The organism is Isoptericola sp. NPDC056578 (genome assembly GCF_042793275.1).
GTDB lineage: Bacteria > Actinomycetota > Actinomycetes > Actinomycetales > Cellulomonadaceae > Isoptericola.
Window position 1 is genome coordinate 1 of record NZ_JBHTVC010000051.1, and the last position, 14,606, is coordinate 14,606.

Here is a 14,606-nt window from a genome sequence, read left to right on the forward strand (position 1 = left end):
TCGCGTTCACGGGCCCCAGGGGGCCCTCCACTTCGGGACTTCTACGACCCGGCGAAGAACGCCCCTCCCGCCTGCGGCAGCACGGTGGTGACGGCAGCGAGAGAGGCGACGGCCGCAACCAAGGCGGCCCAAGGCTAGCGAGCCCGCCGCTCCAGACGGTCGATGTCGAGCAGCACGACCGCGCGACCCTCACGACGCACCCAGCCGCGCGTCGCGAAGTCCGCCAGGGCCTTGTTGACGGTCTCGCGGGAGGCGCCGACGAGCTGGGCGAGCTCCTCCTGCGTGAGGTCGTGGGCGACCCGGATGCCGTCGTCGTTCGGCTCGCCGAAGCGGGCGGACAGGTCGAGGAGGGCCTTGGCGACGCGGCCGGGGACGTCGGAGAAGACCAGGTCGGCCAGGGTCTCGTTGGTGCGGCGCAGGCGGCGCGCCAGGGCGCCGAGCAGGGTGGTGGCGACGCTGGGGTGCGCGGCGATCCACTGCACGAGGGCCTGGTGGCGCAGCTCGTAGACGAGCGCGTCGGAGACGGACGAGGCGGTCGCCGTGCGGGGGCCCGGGTCGAACAGGGACAGCTCGCCGAACATCTCGCCGGGGCCGAGGATCGACAGCAGGTTCTCCCGGCCGTCGCTCGACCGCCGGCCGAGCTTGATCTTGCCCTGCGCGATGACGTACAGCCGGTCGCCGGGCTCGCCCTCGCGGAAGAGGACGTCCCCGCGGGTCAGCTCGACCGGGACCATGGACTCGAAGAGCGCCTTCGTCTCCTCGGATTCCATGTCCGCGAAGAGAGGGGCGGAGAGCACGACGGTGTCGTCCACAGGATTCCTCACGTGGTTCGGGGGCGGCCGTCCCGGGTCGGGTGCGGTCGTCCGGGGGTTGTCAAGAGGGTGTGTTCCGGTTCTCAGTCTGCCTCACCGCACCAAATCGCGGCACGACGAAGCGCCGGGAAGCCCGGGGAGAGCCCCGAGACGGCGTCACCGGAGCCGGCGCGGGCGGGCTGTCGGAGTGGATGGCTACGCTCGGACCGTGCCGACGAAGCCCGCCTCCTCGACCGCCCTCCCGTCCGACGCGACGCCCACGGGCGAGTCGCGGGTCGCGCTGGTGCGGCGCGCGCGCCGCATCGACCGCGAGCTGGCGGTGACGTACCCGGACGCGCGCGCGGAGCTGGACTTCACGACGCCGCTGGAGCTGCTGGTGGCGACGGTGCTGTCGGCGCAGACCACGGACGTGCGGGTCAACGCGACGACGCCGGCGATCTTCGCCCGTTATCCGGACGCCGCCGCGTACGCGGGCGCGGACCCGGCGGAGATGGAGGAGCTGTTCAAGCCGCTCGGCTTCTTCCGCGCCAAGACGCGCTCGATCATCGGGCTGGGGCAGGCGCTGGTCGAGCGGTTCGACGGCGAGGTCCCGGCCCGCCTGGACGACCTGGTGACGTTGCCGGGGGTGGGGCGCAAGACGGCGAACGTGGTGCTGGGCAACGCGTTCGGCGTCCCTGGCATCACCGTGGACACGCACTTCGGGCGCCTGGCGCGCCGCTTCGGCTGGACGGACCAGGAGGACCCGGTCAAGGTCGAGCACGAGGTCGGGGCGCTGTTCCCGAAGAAGGACTGGACGATGCTGAGCCATCACCTCGTGTGGCACGGGCGACGGCGGTGCCACGCGCGGCGGCCGGCGTGCGGGGCGTGCCCGGTGGCGCGCTGGTGTCCGTCGTTCGGGATCGGGGAGACGGACCCGGTCGCGGCGGCGAAGCTCGTCAAGCCGGGGCCACGGGGCTGACCCGGCCCTGACGGGGTGTCAGCGGGCGGCGAGGGCGTGCTCGAGCCAGTCGACGAGCAGCTTGCCGACCTCGTCGGGGGCCTCCTCGGGCAGGAAGTGCCCGGCGCCGTCGACGGTCTCGTAGCGGAAGTCGCGGGCGAGCGCCGCGCCGTCGACGGGGGCGTGGCGGGGGTCGACGAAGCCGTCCAGCTCGCCCTGCACCTGCAGCACCGGGACGTCGACGGGCTCGCGCAGCGCGGCGAGGTAGCGGCGGCCGTCGGGGCGCGGGGTCGAGCGGACCATCCAGCGCAGCGACTCCATCACGGTGTGCGCCGCGAACGGGATCCGCATCACGGTGCGGTACAGCTCGTAGGCGTCGGTGCCGAGGGGGCGCGCGGCGCCGTCGCGCAGCACGCGTGCCACCTGGTCGCCGTCGGTGAGCCGGCGCTCGGGCAGCGTGGGCAGCTGGTAGGCCGCGAGCTGGCGGCGGGCCAGCGGGGTGAGCAGCTGGCGGCCCGAGACGTGCAGGCGGGCCGGGTGCGGCGCGGAGACGGCGGCCACGGCCGCGGTCACGGCGGGCTGCAGCCGCGCCATCGACCACGCGGTGACACCACCCGTGCCGTGCCCGACGACGACGGCCCGGTCGTGGCCGAGGGAGCGCACCACGCCCGCCACGTCCTGCGTGCCGGTGGGGACGTCGTACCCGGACGGGGGCTTGTCGGAGGCGCCCACGCCCCGCAGGTCCATCGCCGCCACCCGGTACCCGGCGTCGGCGAGCTGCTCCATCTGGTGCCGCCACGCCCACCAGAACTGCGGGAAGCCGTGCAGCAGCACGACGAGCGGGCTGCGGCCGCCGTTCGTCCGGTCGGGCCCGGCGAGCGCGACATGGAAGCGGGCGCCGTTCGCGGGCACGAGCTCGTGCCGCCAGGGTCCGTCGACCAGGGCGCTGGAGAAGTCGCTGGAGTCCGACATCGCGGTCACCGGTCGAACCTACCTGGTGCGGTGCGCCGGGGCCCGTGCGGGCGCGCGGGTTCAGCGGGTGGGGGCCGCCCGCCCGGTCGCGCCCGTGCCGTCCGACGTCGTAGCGTCGTCCGCGTCGGCGCCCTCCACCGGCCGGGGTTCCTTGGGCGGGTCGAACCGGTAGCCGACGTTGCGGACGGTGCCGATGAGCTGCTCGTGCTCGGGGCCGAGCTTGGCGCGCAGGCGCCGCACGTGCACGTCCACGGTGCGGGTGCCGCCGTAGTAGTCGTAGCCCCAGACCTCCTGCAGCAGCTGCGCCCGCGTGAACACGCGGCCCGGGTGCTGCACCAGGTACTTGAGGAGCTCGAACTCCTTGTACGTGAGGTCGATGGGGCGGCCGCGCAGCCTCGCGGTGTAGCCGCCGGCATCGATCGCGAGGTCGCCGGCGGCGATCTCCTGGGGGCTGTCGTCGACGGGGCCGCGCTCGGACCGCTCGATCACGAGGCGCAGGCGCGCCTCCACCTCGGCGGGCGAGGCGGCCTCGAGCAGCAGGTCGTCGGCACCCCACTCGTGCGTGACGACGGTGAGCCCGCCCTCCGTGAGCACGAGCACGAGCGGCACGGTGAGGCCGGTGGCGTGCAGGAGCCGGCACGTGGTGCGGGCGGCGACGAGGTCACGACGCGCGTCGAGCAGCACGACGTCGGAGTCCGGGGCGTCCACCAGGGCGGACGGCTCCATGGGCAGCACCCGGATCCGGTGGTTCAGCAGGCCCAGGGCGGGCAGCACCTCGACCGACCCGCCGGACGCGGGCGTGAGGATCAGCAGCTCGGCCACCGGCACCTCCTCCCGGTCGTCGGACGGTCCGTTCGACAGCGTCCGACAGGTGCGTCCGCCAACGTACCGCGGTGCGGCGTGGATCACACCGCACCCGTCCCGGTCGTGTGACCGGTTCCCGCAGTGTGCCCCGAACCGTGTTGCGGGCGCGTTTCCGATCGGCGACCGGACTGTGACGGGCGTGGCCGCGGCGTGGCGGCGGTGGGTCGCGGACGGGTCGCGGCACGGCTCGTGGCCCCGGGTCGTGGACGGCGGGGACGCCGCCCGCCGTCTGCGACACTCGTCGTCGTGACCGTGACCACCCGCGCCGTCTGGACGGCCGTCCTCTCCGCCGTCGTCGCGGCGGCCGCCGCCCTCGACGACTACGGGATCCTGCCCCTGACGGCGGTGGCCGGGGGGCTCGTGCTGCTCCTCGCGGCCGGCTGGGGCCCGTTGCTGCGGCTGCCGGCCCAGGGCGGGACGACGGTCGTCGTGGCGGTCGCCGGGCTCGGCGCGGTCGCCGTGGCGTGGGCCACCCAGGGCGAGCCGGTGCTGCGCAACGTGCCGCTGGTGCTCGCGATGGCGCTGGTGCTGGCGTTCGTCGCGGAGATGCTGCGCCGCGGCGGGCGGCCCCGGCTCGTGGAGTCCGTGAGCGGCACGGTGACCGGCGCCGTGGTCGCGGTGTGCTGCTCCGGCTGGGTGGCCGCGGGTCGCTCGGAGGCGGGCGCGGCGCTCGTGGTCGTGAGCGCGCTCGGCCTCGCGGTCGCCGCGGCGGTGTCGGCGACGCCGGTCGCGCGCGGCTGGGCGGGCTCGCTCGTGGGGGTGGCGCTGGGCGCCGTCGCCGCGGGCGGGGTGGCGACGCTCCTGCCGGCGATCGACCCGGTGAGCGGCCTGGTGGCGGGTGCCGTGACCGGCCTGGTGGTCGCGGTGCTGCGCCTGCTGTTCGAGCGTCAGCCTGCGCTGACGGGGCGCCGGGCGGTGCTGGCCGCGGTCACGGCGCCGGTCGCCGTGAGCGGCATCCTGGTGTTCGTCGTGGGGCGGCTCGTCGTCGCCTGAGCAGCGTCGCCGCCTCGCGGCGGCGGGCCCGGGGCGGGCGTCACGCCGGGCGCTCGACCACGCCCGCCAGGTTGATCGCCTCGCCGGCCAGCTCGATGCGCACCTTCTTGCTCACGAGCACGCCGCCGGCCTCGAGCGGGACGTTCCACACCAGCCCGTACTTCTCGCGCTCGAAGTCGGCCGCCGCGCTGAAACCGAAGATGTCGCGGCCGTACGGGTCCCGGCCGGCCCCGCCGAACTCGGCGTCGAGCGCGATGGGGTGGGCGATGCCGCGGATCGTCAGGTTGCCGTGGAGCACGAACTTCGCGGACGTCTTCAGCGTGCTGGGGGCGGTGTCGGCGCGACCCGGCGTGCGGCCCTTGAGGCGGGCCCACGAGAAGATCGGGTCGACCTCGGTGCGCCACTCGATGCCCGTGCTGCGGAACTCGATCGTCGGGAAGTTCTCCACGTCGAGGAAGTCGGGGCTGCGCAGGTGCGCGTCGCGGTCCGGCAGGTGGGTGCTGATGGTCGCGGCATCCAGCGTCGCGGTCACCGACGACTGCAACGGGTCCTCGGCCACGCGGATGGTCGCGCTCCCCGACGAGAACTCGCCGCGCACCGGGCTCACCATCATGTGCATCGCGAGGAAGCCGAGCCGCCGGTGCTCCTTGTCGAGCACGTAGTCGCCGGCGGCGGGGATGACGAGGTCGTTCCAGGTCCTGGTGGACGAGGTCATGGATGGTTCTCCGTGGTCGCGACGTCGGCCGGCGCCGTGCGGGGCGGGCCTCTGGGGCACGTGCGCCCGCCGGCCGGCTCGACGGCAGGGCGTCACTGGATGCTTCAACGTTCAATCTACGGCACGGGGGGTGCCCGGCGGGAGTGCGTCCGGCGACCGGGTGGTGTGCCTCACACCGGGTGCGCGGCGTCAGTAGACGAGCGCCTGGGCGCCCGGGCGCAGCACCTCCTCGGCGAACACGGCGGCCCCGGCGATGCGCACGCCGGGCAGGACGTCGTCGGGCCCGAGGCCGCGGCGGGCGGCGCACTGCGTGCAGAGGGTGACCGAGCCGGCGGCGAGGACGGCGTCGAGCAGGTCGCCGGCGGGCGCGGCGTGCTCGAGCGAGAGCTCCGCGACCCGGCCGGGGACGGCGAACCACGCCGCCTCCCCGGTGAGCCACAGGCTCACCTCCGCGCCGGCGGCGACGGCCGCGGCCGCGACGGTGAGCGCCTGGTTGGCGGCCTCCGGCCGGTCCGTCCCCGACGTGGTCTTGATCACGAGCGAGCGCGCGGGCGTCGCAGCGGTGGGGGTGCTCATGGGCGGCGACCTTACTCACGCTGACCGATGCCGGGACGGCTGGGTAGGATCGCGGCATGTCGATCCACGCTCTCGAGGCAGTGTTCACCGGTCTGCTGGTCGTCGTGTCGGTCACGATCCTCTGGTTCGCCGGCTACGTCGTCTACAAGCTGTTCCAGGGCCAGCGCTGATGCCCTTCGCCTTCCCCGAGGGCCTCGCGCCCGAGGTCTACCCGCTCGCGTGGCTCGTGGGCCGCTGGCAGGGCGAGGGCGTGATCGAGTACACCGGCATCGACGAGACGCCGTTCGTGCACGACCTCGTCTTCGACCACGACGGCGGGCCCTACCTGCGCTTCGAGTCCACGCTGCGCGTGCGCTCCGCGGCGGCGGCCGACGGCGAGGGCACGCCGGGCGACGACGAGCCCGACACGGTCTGGTCGACGGAGACCGGCTACTGGCGCGTGTCGACCGACCGCCCGGAGGGGCTGGAGGACGACCGGCACGCGCTCGAGGTGCTCGTCACCGACGCGTCGGGCCGGCTCTCCCTGTTCCTCGGCGTGGCGGGCAACGGCCGCATCGACCTCGCCACGGACTTCGTGGCCCGCACCTCGACCGCCGCGGAGGTCACCGCGGCGAAGCGCCTGTACGGCCTGGTCGAGGGGCGCCTGATGTGGGTCGAGGAGCTCGCCGCGTTCGGGCACCCGCTCGGCTCGTACGCCTCCGCCCAGCTCGACCGCGTCGAGAACGACTGAGAGGGCGTCCGATGGACTCGCCGCTCCTGGCCCGACAGGGCGCCGTGGCTGCCACGGGTGCCGACGAGGGCGTGGCCTGGCACTACGGCGACCCGGTCGCCGAGCAGCGTGCGCTCGCCCGCGGCGGGGCCGTGGTCGACCAGTCGCACCTGGGCGTCGTGCGCGTCGCCGGCCCCGACCGCCTGTCGTGGCTGCACTCGATCACGTCGCAGGACGTGCAGGGTCTCGCGCCGCGCACCTCCACCGAGCTGTTCGTGCTGTCCCCGCAGGGCCACGTCGAGCACGCCGCGGGCGTCGTCGACGACGGCGAGGCCACCTGGCTGGTCACCGAGGGCGACCACGCCGCGCCGCTGGCCGCCTGGCTCGAGCGCATGAAGTTCATGATGCGGGTCGAGATCGACGACCTCTCCGCCGAGTACGCGGCGCTGGGGGAGCCGGTCGCCGCCGAGGGCGTCGAGGGCGAGCCCGTGACCTGGTGGGACACCTGGCCGCGCGTCGCCCAGGGCGGCACCAGGTACGGCCCGCCCGAGACGGAGCACCCGGGCCTCGACCGTCCGTGGCGGCTCGTCCTCGTGCCGCGCGCCGACCTGGAGGCCGCCGTCGCCGAGCGTGAGGCCGCCGGATGGCGCCTGGCCGGAACGTGGGCCACCGAGGCGCTGCGCGTCGAGGCGTGGCGCCCGCGGCTGGCGCACGAGGTCGACCACCGCAGCGTGCCGCACGAGCTCGACTGGCTGCGCACCGCCGTCCACCTGCACAAGGGCTGCTACCGCGGTCAGGAGACGATCGCGCGCGTGCACAATCTGGGCCGCCCGCCGCGGCGGCTGGTGCTGCTGCACCTGGACGGCTCCCAGCACGTGGTGCCCGAGGCGGGCGCGGAGGTCTTCGTGGGCGGGCCGGAGGGGCGTGCCGTCGGCACCGTGACCACGGTGGCGCGGCACCACGAGCTCGGCCCGGTCGCCCTCGCCGTGATCAAGCGGTCCGCCCCCGAGGACGCCGAGCTCACCGTGGTGGGCGACGTCGGCGGGCAGGAGCTGCAGGTCGCGGCCGCGCAGGAGGTCGTGGTGCCGGGCGACGGCGTCTCGGCCGACCGGCCCGAGGCGCACGGGCCGCTGACGCGCGGCCTCACCCCGCGCGGGCCCGACGCCCCGCAGAGCCTGCTGTGAGGGGCCTGCTGTGAGCGGGCGCCCGTGAGCGACGAGCCGGCGGCCCGTCCCGCGGGCGACATGTCGCGGCGCGCGGGCGCCGCCGCGCGCGCGGCCCTGCGGACCCTGCCCCGGCGCATCCGGCTGCGGCAGGGCATCTCGCGGGTGCGCGTCGCGTTCTGGCCCATCGTCCAGGCGGCGCTGGCCGCGGGCGTCGCGTACGGGATCGCGACCGTCGTGCTGGGGCACACGCAGCCGTTCTTCGCCGCCATCGCGGCGTGGGTGTGCCTCGGGTTCAGCTTCGACCGCGAGCTGCGCAAGGTGGCCGAGGTCGCGGCAGGCGTGGCGCTCGGCGTCGCGCTGGGCGACGTCATGGTCCACCTCATCGGGTCCGGCTGGTGGCAGATCGCGCTGGTGATGGGGATCTCGGCCCTCATCGCCCGGTTCGTCGACCGCGGCCCGCTGGTGACCATCCAGGCGGGCGTCCAGGCGGGCGTCGTCGTGGGCCTGCCGGCCTCCGTGGCGACCAACGGCGCGTTCGGCCGCTGGACGGATGCCCTGGTCGGGGGCGGCGTGGCGCTGCTCGTCGCGCTCCTCACGCCCGGCGACCCGCGGCGGCGCATCCGCGACCTGGCGCAGAGCGCGACCCGCGAGCTGGCCCTCACGCTGGAGTCCGTGGCGCTCGGCCTGCGCGACGGCGACCCCGACGAGCTCGCCGCGGCGCTGGTGCGCGGTCGGGCCGCCGAGAAGTCGCTCGAGGAGTGGCACGACGTCGCGACCAAGTCGGACGAGATCGCCCGGGTGAGCGTCAACCGCGTGCTCCGGGCGGAGATCACGCGCCTCACCGGCCAGGCGGTGCTGGTCGACCGGGCCATGCGCAGCGTGCGCGTGCTCGCCCGGCGCGCCCCGGCGACGCTCCGCTCGCTGGGGCAGCTGGGGGACGAGGGGAGCCACCGGGTGACGGCGGCGCCGCTGGCGGGCGGGCTCCCCCCGCCGCCGGAGGTCGACCCGACCGCCGACCCGGTCGCGGACCTGGTCGTGCGCCTCGCGCACGGCGTGCGGCTGCTCGCCGCCGCCCTCGGCTCGGGCACGGGCCTGGGCCAGGCGCGCGACGCGCTGCTCGACGTCGCGCGCGACGTCGACCCGCGCACCGTGGGCGAGGGGCACTGGCAGGTGCAGTCCCTGGTGCTGCTGCTGCGCTCGCCCGTCGTGGACCTGCTCGAGGCGGCGGGCCTGCCGCCCGAGGAGGCCCGGGACGCCCTCCCGGAGATGTGACGGTCCGCGGGCGGTCGGTCAGCGGTGCTCGACGACGTCCGTGTCGTCGGCGAGGAGCTGGTGGGTGAGCTGCTCCACGAGCTGGTCGACCTCGGGCTCGTCCCCGCCGGGCCACTCGGCGACGTACCGACGCAGCCGCTGCCGCTCGGCCTCGCGGATCGACTCGGCGACGACGTCGCCGTCGCGGGTGGCGAGGACGGCGTCGCCGTCCACCTCGACGAGTCCGCGCGCCGCCAGCGCCCGGGCGATGCGCCGCACCGTCTCGGGCGACACCTCCGTGCGCTCGGCCATGAGCTGCACGGACCGCTTCCGCTTGAGGGAGACGCGCGTGACCATCCACGCCTCCTCGGCGGTGAGGTCGTCGTCGCGCGCGATCGTCTCGTACACCTTGAGCGGGTCCAGCTTGCCGACGCGGCGCCACAGGATGAGGCGCAGCTCGTCGAGGGACGTCCGGGCGGAGCCGAGCGCGAACGACTCGCCGGCCGCCTGCCCGGCGGTGGTGGCGGCGTCGCCGCGCGTCGCGGTGCGCAGCTCGACCTCCGGCAGCAGCCACGTGAGAGCGAAGGCGAGCACGGCGATCGGCACCGCCCACAGGAAGACGACGTGCAGGGCGCCCGCGTACGCGTCCAGGAACCAGTCCTGCACCTCGGGCGGGCACTGCGCGAGGTTCTGGGTGGACGCGGCCAGCGCCCCGGGCCCGCACGGGCCCTCCGCCGTCGCCGGGACACCGGTGACGAGCGCGTCGGTGAGCCGGTTCGCGAAGATCGTGCCGAAGACCGCGACCCCGACCGACGACCCGATGGTGCGGAAGTACGTGGCGCCGGAGGTCGCGGTGCCGAGGTCCTTGTAGCTGACCGCGTTCTGCACGGCGATCACGAGCACCTGCGTGACCATGCCCAGCCCGGCGCCGAGGACGAACATGCTCAGCCCGGCCTGGAGCGTGGTGGTGTCGCGGCCCATGAGGGAGAGCAGGAAGAGCCCGCCCGCCGTGATCGCGGTGCCGACGATCGGGTAGACCTTGTACCGCCCGGTGCGGGAGATGAGCTGTCCCGACCCGATGGACGTGAGCAGCATGCCGAGCATCATCGGCGTCATCTCGAGGCCGGACTCGGTGGGCGTGGACCCCTTGACCGTCTGCAGGTACAGCGGCAGGTAGGTGATCGCGCCGAACATGGCGAAGCCGACGACGAACCCGACCACCGCGGACACGGAGAACACCTTGCTGCGGAACAGGTGCAGGGGGAGCACGGGCTCGGGGGCGCGCTGCTCGACGACGACGAACGCGACCAGCGACGCGACGGCGAGCGCGACCATCCCGTAGACCGGCCAGGACGCCCACTCCCACGTGGTGCCGCCCAGGCTGGTGACCAGCACGACGGACGTGGAGATCAGGCCCAGCAGGATGATGCCGGCGTAGTCGATGCGGGGCTTCTTGCCGGCCTCGATGTGCGGCAGCACGGACGCGACGACGAGCAGCGCGACGATCCCGATGGGGATGTTGATGTAGAAGACCCAGCGCCAGTCGAGGTTGTCCACGAAGAAGCCGCCGAGCAGGGGGCCGGCGACGGACGAGACGCCGAACACGGCGCCGAAGAAGCCCTGGTACTTGCCGCGCTCCCGCGGGGGGACGACGTCGCCGATGATCGCCTGCGACAGCACCATCAGCCCGCCGCCGCCCACGCCCTGCACGGCGCGCCACGCGATGAGCTGGCCCATCGTCTGGGACGTGCCGGAGAGGATCGACCCGACGAGGAAGATGACGATGCAGGCGATGAACAGGGCCTTGCGCCCGTAGAGGTCGCCGAGCTTGCCCCACAGCACCGTGGTGGCCGTGCTCGCGAGCATGTACGCCGTCACGACCCAGGACAGGTGCTCCGCGCCGCCGAGGTCGGAGACGATCGTGGGCAGCGCGGTCGCGACGATCGTCTGATCGAGCGCCGCGAGCAGCATCGCGAGCATGAGCCCGCCGAAGACGGCCAGCACCCTGCGCTGCGGCAGGGCCTCCGGCTCGGCGGGTGGTGCGCTCGGTGCGGCGGCCATCGCGTGCCCTTCCTGTCGGGCGGACGACGGCGTCCGCGCGATGAGCAGGTGTCCCGCTTGGCAGGCTCGCACGGACTTCGGCGGAGGGCGCGGTGAACCGTCTCGGCACGATGTGGTGCACGTGCAGCACCTGTTGTCGTCGAGTAGTTGATGAGATACAGTACTTGTCGTGATGCAGCGAGCTGAACCTTCGACGGCGGACGACGCGTTCTCCGCCGACCTGCTGCGTGGCCACACCGACACGATCGTGCTCGCGACGCTGCGTCGCGGGGACCGCTACGGCTTCGAGATCTACAAGACGATCCGCGACGCCACGGGCGGGGCGCACGAGATCAAGGAGGCCACGCTCTACGCGACGTACCGCCGTCTCACCAAGGACGGCCTGGTCGAGGCCTACTGGGGCGACGAGTCCCAGGGCGGGCGCCGCAAGTACTACCGGATCACGGACGCCGGCCGCGCCGTCTACCGGCGCAACGTCGCCGCTTGGGTCGCCACCCGCGACGTCATCGACTCCCTCCTGCGCACGGACCCGCGCGCGGACTCGAGCACAGACAAGGACTCCTCCCGATGACCACCGTCCACCGCCTCCTCGACGACGCGTTCGCGGGCGTCGAGCCGTCCCCCGAGGTCCAGGACCTCAAGGAGGAGATCCGGGCGAACCTCGAGGCCCGGGCCGCCGAGCTGCAGGCCGAGGGAGCGTCGCCCGACGCCGCCGCCCGCCGTGCCTTCGACGAGCTCGGCGACGTCCGCGCGATCGTCGCCGACGCGCAGGCGGACGTCGCGGCCCAGACCGGCGGCACGCCTCGCACCCCGCTGCAGGAGGCGTTCGCCGTCGCCCAGCAGCAGCGCGTGCGTCCGAAGCCCCGGTTCGTGCTGGGCGTCGTGCTCGCGTCGCTGGTGCTCGTGGCCCTGGTCGCCCTCTGCGTGCTGGCGGCCCTCGACGTCCTCGCCCTGCCGGGCCTCGTCGTCGCCGCCCTCCTGCTCACCGCGTCCAGCGCCGCCGGCTTCGTGGTCGGGTCGTCCCTCTCGCAGGAGACGACGACGAACCACCCGGTGCCGTCGCGACGCGCCGGCGGCTACTACCTGGCCACGGGCCTCGCCGTCTTCGGCCTGCTCCTCGCCGGGCTCACCCTGCTCGGCGAGTTCGAGGCGTGGGTGTACGTCGTCGCGGCGGCGTTGCTCGTCGTGGGCGGCGTGCTGTTCACGATGCTCGGCGTCACGCAGACCAACCGGAAGAAGGCGTGGGTGCGGGACGTCGCGCGTGCCCACGCGACCGGCCACGACTTCGACCGCTTCGAGCGGGACCCGGCCGCCGCCGCGCGGTTCGGCGTCTACACGCTCGTCATCTGGCTGACGGCGTTCGCCGTGTTCGTCGTCCTCGGCCTCACCGTCGGCTGGGCCTGGTCCTGGCTGACCTTCGTCGTCGCCCTCGCGGTGATGATGCTCGTCCTCGCCCGGATGCTCTTCAGGTCGACGGGCGAGCAGCACGAGCAGTGACAAGAACGGTCCCGGGCGACTGCCATCGCCCGGGACCGGTGGCTCGGGTCCGGTGCACGACCGCACCACGAGACGCACTCCCACCCTAGGGCGTGCGCCGGACCCTCCGACCGCTGGTCCACCCAGCAAGGAGGAGACATGTCCGCACGACCGACCTCGCCCGACGTCGCCATCGACGTCGCCGGCCTGACCAAGACCTACCGCTCCGGTCGCGGCGCACGCCCTGTGCGCGCGCTCGACGGCCTCGACCTGTCCGCCGCGCCGCGCAGCGTGCTCGGCCTCCTCGGCCCCAACGGCGCCGGCAAGTCCACCACCGTGAAGATCCTCGCGACGCTGTCGCGGCCCGACGCGGGCACCGCCCGCGTCGCGGGCCACGACGTGGTGCGCGACCCGGCCGCCGTCCGGCGCGCCATCGGCTACGTGGCGCAGCGCCCCGTGACCGACCCCATGGGCACCGGGCGCGAGAACCTCGTGCTCGCCGGGCGGCTGCAGGGGCTCGGCGCCCGCGACTCCCGGGCGCGGGCGGACGAGCTGCTCGAGCGCTTCGGCGTCGCGCACGCCGCCGACCGCCTGGTGAAGACCTGGTCCGGCGGGATGGCGCGCAAGCTCGACGTCGCCGTCGGCCTGGTGCACCGGCCGCAGGTGCTGTTCCTCGACGAGCCCACCACCGGCCTCGACCCCGAGGCGCGCGCCGCGATGTGGGCCGAGATCGAGCGCATGGCGGCCGGCGACGGCATGACGATCCTGCTCACCACGCACTACCTCGACGAGGCCGACCGTCTCGCCGACCAGGTGGTCATCGTGGACGCGGGCCGGGTCGTCACTGCGGGCACCCCCGACGCGCTGAAGGACGAGCTGCGCGGCGACGGCGTCACCGTCGAGCTCGACGACGAGGCCGCCGCGGCGGCGGCCGCACCGGTGGCCGCGCGCGTGCCCGGCGTCGTCGACGTCGCCGCGGAGGGGCGCGCGCTGCGGGCGCGCGCCGACGCGGGGGCCACCGCGCTCCCGGCGCTGCTCGCGGCGCTCGACGCCGCGGGCCTGGGCGTGCGGGCGGCCGGGCTGTCCCGGCCCACGCTCGACGACGTCTATCTGCGGCACACCGGCCGCAGCCTGGAGGCGGCCCACCGCTCGACGGCGGGCGCCGGGGTCGAGGGGGTGGCGGCATGAGCGCCCTGACGCAGGCCGCGCTCCTCACCGGCCGGCAGGCCCGGCAGGGCGTGCGCATCCCCGTGTTCATGGTGATGAACCTGCTGCAGCCGATGATCTGGCTGCTGCTGTTCGGGCAGCTGTTCCGGTCCGTCATCGAGATCCCCGGCTTCGCGGGCGGCGCCGACGTGACCTACCTCGAGTACCTCACTCCCGGCGTCGTCATGATGACGGCGATGGGCGGCGCGGCCTGGGCGGGCACGACGTTCGTGCAGGACATGGACCGCGGCGTGATGGATCGCTTCCTCGCCTCCCCGACCAGCCGCGGCGCGCTGCTGGCCGCCTCGATGGCCTGGTACGCGCTGCTCGGATGCGCGCAGGCGCTGGTGGTCGTGGGCGTCGCGTGGCTCGGCGGGGCGCGGTTCCCCGGCGGCGGGGCCGGCATCCTGGTCATGCTGGTCGCCGTGGCGCTGCTGAGCTGCCTGTTCGCCGCGCTGTCGGGCGCCGTCGCGCTGCTCACGCGGCAGCAGGAGGCGCTCATCGGCGTCTCGCAGCTGCTCACGATCCCGCTGATGTTCCTCTCGTCGGCGGTGATGGACCCGGCCCTCGCGCCGGACTGGATCGCCACCGCCGCGCGGTACAACCCGTTCGACTGGGCGGTCGTCGTGGCCCGCGACGCCCTCCAGGGCTTCGCCGACCCCGGCACGGTGTGGCTGCACCTGGGGCTGCTCGCCGCCGCCGTCGCCCTGCTGGGCGCGCTCGCTTCGTCGGCGTTCCGCGCCTACCGCCGCGCCATCTGACGCCGAGGTGGCCCCGGAAGCGCCGAGGTAGCCCGAGCCCTGCCGAGGTAGTTGGGGGGACCGTGTGACCAAAAAACCCGGCGCGGGGAGGGCCCCCACCGGCCGGC

General features: G+C 74.6%; 15 protein-coding genes. 9 read left to right on the plus strand and 6 right to left on the minus strand.

Annotated features, from left to right (window positions below):
* Positions 1 to 134 precede the first annotated feature (134 nt).
* Entirely contained in the window at positions 135 to 812 is a 678-nt protein-coding gene (locus ACFQ80_RS17215; RefSeq protein ID WP_416345052.1) for a Crp/Fnr family transcriptional regulator, read from the minus strand.
* A 208-nt stretch (positions 813 to 1,020) separates the two neighbouring features.
* Here ACFQ80_RS17215 and nth point away from each other — a divergent pair, with 208 nt between their 5' ends.
* A complete protein-coding gene (nth, locus tag ACFQ80_RS17220; RefSeq protein ID WP_430548530.1) occupies positions 1,021 to 1,770 on the plus strand; it encodes an endonuclease III in 750 nt (249 codons plus the stop codon).
* Between the two features lie 18 nt (positions 1,771 to 1,788).
* On the opposite strand, the gene ACFQ80_RS17225 is transcribed toward nth, so the two are convergent.
* A complete protein-coding gene (locus ACFQ80_RS17225) occupies positions 1,789 to 2,721 on the minus strand; it encodes an alpha/beta fold hydrolase (protein ID WP_430549021.1) in 933 nt (310 codons plus the stop codon).
* Positions 2,722 to 2,781: 60 nt separating this feature from the next.
* A complete protein-coding gene (locus tag ACFQ80_RS17230; RefSeq protein ID WP_430564498.1) occupies positions 2,782 to 3,543 on the minus strand; it encodes a winged-helix domain-containing protein in 762 nt (253 codons plus the stop codon).
* 288 nt (positions 3,544 to 3,831) lie between these two features.
* Here ACFQ80_RS17230 and ACFQ80_RS17235 point away from each other — a divergent pair, with 288 nt between their 5' ends.
* Complete coding sequence (locus ACFQ80_RS17235) at positions 3,832 to 4,578, plus strand: hypothetical protein (protein WP_430564499.1); 747 nt, start codon at positions 3,832 to 3,834, stop codon at positions 4,576 to 4,578.
* Between the two features lie 40 nt (positions 4,579 to 4,618).
* Here the strand turns inward: ACFQ80_RS17235 and ACFQ80_RS17240 are convergent, their stop codons facing one another.
* Entirely contained in the window at positions 4,619 to 5,293 is a 675-nt protein-coding gene (locus tag ACFQ80_RS17240) for a YceI family protein (RefSeq protein WP_430548533.1), read from the minus strand.
* A gap of 189 nt (positions 5,294 to 5,482) precedes the next feature.
* Positions 5,483 to 5,869, minus strand: coding sequence for a DsrE family protein (locus ACFQ80_RS17245; protein ID WP_430564500.1), 387 nt, complete (start codon positions 5,867 to 5,869; stop codon positions 5,483 to 5,485).
* 169 nt (positions 5,870 to 6,038) lie between these two features.
* Between ACFQ80_RS17245 and ACFQ80_RS17250 the strand changes: the two genes are divergently transcribed.
* The 3 genes from ACFQ80_RS17250 to ACFQ80_RS17260 are packed head-to-tail and all read left to right on the plus strand — an operon-like array spanning position 6,039 to position 9,016.
* Positions 6,039 to 6,599 (plus strand): FABP family protein, encoded by a 561-nt coding sequence (locus ACFQ80_RS17250; RefSeq protein WP_430564501.1) that lies wholly within the window; start codon positions 6,039 to 6,041, stop codon positions 6,597 to 6,599.
* 11 nt (positions 6,600 to 6,610) lie between these two features.
* Complete coding sequence (locus ACFQ80_RS17255) at positions 6,611 to 7,762, plus strand: YgfZ/GcvT domain-containing protein (RefSeq protein WP_430548536.1); 1,152 nt, start codon at positions 6,611 to 6,613, stop codon at positions 7,760 to 7,762.
* 24 nt (positions 7,763 to 7,786) lie between these two features.
* Positions 7,787 to 9,016, plus strand: coding sequence for an aromatic acid exporter family protein (locus ACFQ80_RS17260; protein WP_430548537.1), 1,230 nt, complete (start codon positions 7,787 to 7,789; stop codon positions 9,014 to 9,016).
* Between the two features lie 18 nt (positions 9,017 to 9,034).
* On the opposite strand, the gene ACFQ80_RS17265 is transcribed toward ACFQ80_RS17260, so the two are convergent.
* Positions 9,035 to 11,056 carry a DHA2 family efflux MFS transporter permease subunit gene (locus tag ACFQ80_RS17265; RefSeq protein ID WP_430564502.1) on the minus strand — a complete coding sequence of 674 codons (2,022 nt, stop codon included), beginning with the start codon at positions 11,054 to 11,056 and terminating at the stop codon, positions 9,035 to 9,037.
* Between the two features lie 172 nt (positions 11,057 to 11,228).
* On the opposite strand from ACFQ80_RS17265, the gene ACFQ80_RS17270 reads away from it, so the two are divergent.
* The 4 genes from ACFQ80_RS17270 (at position 11,229) to ACFQ80_RS17285 (ending at position 14,499) form a co-directional block, all read left to right on the plus strand.
* Positions 11,229 to 11,627 carry a PadR family transcriptional regulator gene (locus ACFQ80_RS17270; RefSeq protein ID WP_430549022.1) on the plus strand — a complete coding sequence of 133 codons (399 nt, stop codon included), beginning with the start codon at positions 11,229 to 11,231 and terminating at the stop codon, positions 11,625 to 11,627.
* Positions 11,624 to 12,553: a permease prefix domain 1-containing protein gene (locus ACFQ80_RS17275; protein WP_430564503.1), complete on the plus strand. Its 930-nt coding sequence runs from the start codon at positions 11,624 to 11,626 to the stop codon at positions 12,551 to 12,553. The genes ACFQ80_RS17270 and ACFQ80_RS17275 overlap by 4 nt, the downstream gene beginning before the upstream one ends.
* Before the next feature lie 138 nt (positions 12,554 to 12,691).
* Complete coding sequence (locus ACFQ80_RS17280) at positions 12,692 to 13,720, plus strand: ABC transporter ATP-binding protein (protein WP_430564504.1); 1,029 nt, start codon at positions 12,692 to 12,694, stop codon at positions 13,718 to 13,720.
* A complete protein-coding gene (locus ACFQ80_RS17285) occupies positions 13,717 to 14,499 on the plus strand; it encodes an ABC transporter permease (protein ID WP_430564505.1) in 783 nt (260 codons plus the stop codon). The genes ACFQ80_RS17280 and ACFQ80_RS17285 overlap by 4 nt, the downstream gene beginning before the upstream one ends.
* The last annotated feature ends 107 nt before the right edge of the window (positions 14,500 to 14,606 follow it).